Source organism: Mycobacterium sp. IDUB_24, from assembly GCF_055419385.1.
In genome coordinates, this window is the sequence record NZ_JBVAXO010000015.1 from 1 (window position 1) to 3,645 (window position 3,645).

At 55.0% G+C, this 3,645-nt stretch carries 2 rRNA genes; both read right to left on the minus strand.

Annotated elements, in window-relative coordinates:
• Window positions 1-10: 10 nt before the first annotated feature.
• Window positions 11-124, minus strand: a 5S ribosomal RNA gene (rrf, locus tag ACZYZF_RS29435).
• A gap of 166 nt (window positions 125-290) precedes the next feature.
• Window positions 291-3,417 (minus strand): 23S ribosomal RNA (locus ACZYZF_RS29440).
• Between the last annotated feature and the right edge of the window lie 228 nt (window positions 3,418-3,645).

The following is a 3,645-nucleotide window of genomic DNA, read 5'->3' on the forward strand; positions in this document are numbered from 1 at the left end:
CTTAATTTGTGTTCGGCGGTGTCCTACTTTTCCACCCGACAGGGTAGTATCATCGGCGCTGGCAGGCTTAGCTTCCGGGTTCGGGATGGGACCGGGCGTTTCCCTGCCGCTATGGACCGCCGTAACTCTATTCTCTTGTGGTTTCCCAAAGAGCAAATTCTTTGTGTTTTGGTGGTGGGGCGTGGTTTTGCACGTCCGCACACAAAGTGAGTGTGGGTGTGTTTTGTGGTGTGGTTGCGAGACAGATGTGTGTCTTACTGAAACTCATCAAACATTGGTTGTTTGTTGGTTGTTGTAAGTTTTCGGCCGGTTAGTGCCAGTTCCCTGCACCCATTACTGGGCTTCCAGGTCTGGTCTATCAATCCCGTGGTCTGCGGGGGGCCTTATCCCTCTAAAAGGGTGAGAAGCCTGGTCTTGGAGGGGGTTTCCCGCTTAGATGCTTTCAGCGGTTATCCTGTCCGAACGTGGCTATCCAGCGGTGCTCCTGGTGGAACAACTGGTATACCAGAGGTTCGTCCGTCCCGGTCCTCTCGTACTAGGGACAGATTTCCTCAAGCTTCTGACGCGCGCGGCGGATAGAGACCGAACTGTCTCACGACGTTCTAAACCCAGCTCGCGTGCCGCTTTAATGGGCGAACAGCCCAACCCTTGGGACCTGCTCCAGCCCCAGGATGCGACGAGCCGACATCGAGGTGCCAAACCATCCCGTCGATATGGACTCTTGGGGAAGATCAGCCTGTTATCCCCGGGGTACCTTTTATCCGTTGAGCGACACCCCTTCCACTCAGAGGTGCCGGATCACTAGTCCCGACTTTCGTCCCTGCTCGACATGTATGTCTCGCAGTCAAGCTCCCTTGTGCACTTACACTCAACACCTGATTGCCGTCCAGGTTGAGGGAACCTTTGGGCGCCTCCGTTACATTTTAGGAGGCAACCGCCCCAGTTAAACTACCCACCAGGCACTGTCCCTGAACCGGATATACGGTCCGAGGTTAGAGGCCCAATACGATCAGAGTGGTATTTCAACAATGACTCCACCCACACTGGCGTGTGAGCTTCACAGTCTCCCACCTATCCTACACAAACCGTATCGAGCACCAATACCAAGTTGTAGTGAAGGTCCCGGGGTCTTTTCGTCCTGCCGCGCGTAACGAGCATCTTTACTCGTAGTGCAATTTCGCCGAGTCTATGGTTGAGACAGTTGAGAAGTCGTTACGCCATTCGTGCAGGTCGGAACTTACCCGACAAGGAATTTCGCTACCTTAGGATGGTTATAGTTACCACCGCCGTTTACTGGGGCTTAAATTCTCCGCTTCACCCCGAAGGGTTAACGGGTCCTCTTAACCTTCCAGCACCGGGCAGGCGTCAGTCCGTATACATCGTCTTGCGACTTCGCACGGACCTGTGTTTTTAGTAAACAGTCGCTTCTCACTGGTTTGTGCCACCCCCTCCCGCTGCCGGCCGCAAAAGCCTTGACGATATGGGGGTCCCCCTTCTCCCGAAGTTACGGGGGCATTTTGCCGAGTTCCTTAACCATAGTTCACTCGTACGCCTTAGTATTCTCTACCTGACCACCTGTGTTGGTTTGGGGTACGGGCCGTGTATGTCCTCGCTAGAGGCTTTTCTTGGCAGCATAGGATCACCGAATTCGCCTCAAACGGCTATGCATCACCTCTCAGGATTAATGTCAGACGGATTTGCCTATCTGACTCCCTACCGGCTTACCCCAGTACAACCACTGACTGGTACGGCTACCTTCCTGCGTCACCCCATCGCTTGACTACTACCCACCGGGGTCCCACGCAGCCCCGTCAACGCCTCACCCCGAAGGGATCGGTCACGACGGTTTTGGATGGTTAGCACAATGGATTCATCATGGACGCACATACACGGGTACGGGAATATCAACCCGTTGTCCATCGACTACGCCTGTCGGCCTCGCCTTAGGTCCCGACTCACCCTGGGAGGACTGGCCTGGCCCAGGAACCCTTGGTCTTTCGGCGGGCAAGGTTCTCACTTGCCTATTCGCTACTCATGCCTGCATTCTCACTCCCACACCCTCCACAGCTAGATCACTCTGCTGCTTCACCGGATGCAGGACGCTCCCCTACCCAACGAGAACAAGTCTCGTTGCCGCGGCTTCGGCGGTGTACTTGAGCCCCGCTACATTATCGGCGCACAATCACTTGACCAGTGAGCTATTACGCACTCTTTCAAGGGTGGCTGCTTCTAAGCCAACCTCCTGGTTGTCTTCGCGACTGCACATCCTTTTCCACTTAGTACACGCTTAGGGGCCTTAGCCGGCGATCTGGGCTGTTTCCCTCTCGACGCACGGAGCTTATCCCCCGCCGTCTCACTGCCACACTCTTGGACTTGTCGGCATTCGGAGTTTGGCTGACGTCAGTAACCCTGTGGGGCCCATCGGCCATCCAGTAGCTCTACCTCCAACAAGAAACATGTGACGCTGCACCTAAATGCATTTCGGGGAGAACCAGCTATCACGGAGTTTGATTGGCCTTTCACCCCTACCCACAGCTCATCCCCTCAGTCTTCAACCTAAGTGGGTTCGGGCCTCCACGCGGTCTTACCCGCGCTTCACCCTGGCCATGGGTAGATCACTCCGCTTCGGGTCCAGAACACACCACTACACCAACCCCTACGGATTGGATACGCCCTATTCAGACTCGCTTTCGCTGCGGCTACCCCACACGGGTTAACCTCGCGACATGTCCCTGACTCGCAGGCTCATTCTTCAAAAGGCACGCCATCACCCCACCACGAAGGAGGGCTCTGACGGATTGTAAGCGCACGGTTTCAGGTACTATTTCACTCCCCTCCCGGGGTACTTTTCACCATTCCCTCACGGTACTAATCCGCTATCGGTCACTGGGAAGTATTCAGGCTTACCGGGTGGTCCCGGCAGATTCACAGCAGATTTCACGGGCCCGCTGCTACTCGGGAACACTGTTCAAGGCAGATGTCAGGTTTTCACGTACCGGGCTCTCACCGTCTACGGCAGGTCATCCCAAACCACTTCCGTTAACCACGACATTTTCTCACTACCCTCCAGTCAGGTAGAACTGGAAAAACAGGTCCCACAACCCCGCACACACAACCCCTACCCGGTATCACATGCATACGGTTTAGCCATCCTCCGCTTTCGCTCGCCACTACTCACGGAATCACTTTTGTTTTCTCTTCCTACGGGTACTGAGATGTTTCACTTCCCCGCGTTCCCTCCTGCACCCTATGTATTCAGATACAGGTAACACGACATCACTCGTGCTGGGTTTCCCCATTCGGACATCCTCGGATCAACGCTCGGTTGGCAGCTCCCCGAGGCATATCGCAGCCTCCAACGTCCTTCATCGGCTCCCAGTGCCAAGGCATCCACCATGCGCCCTTAAACACTTACAACACAAACACCAAAAATGAGTTTCAAAAGAAATTGCACATCAATGACACACAAAAACAGCACCCACCCGAAGGCCGGCGCCACATTTTGCGTGCTAGATGCTCGCAACCACTATCCACAAATCAAACACCACACCCCACCACCAAAGATGGAGCAACAACACGCCTCCCACCCCACACAGGGGCCAGGGAAAAACGGGCCTGTTGTCTCAAAGCCCAATAGTGTGTCTG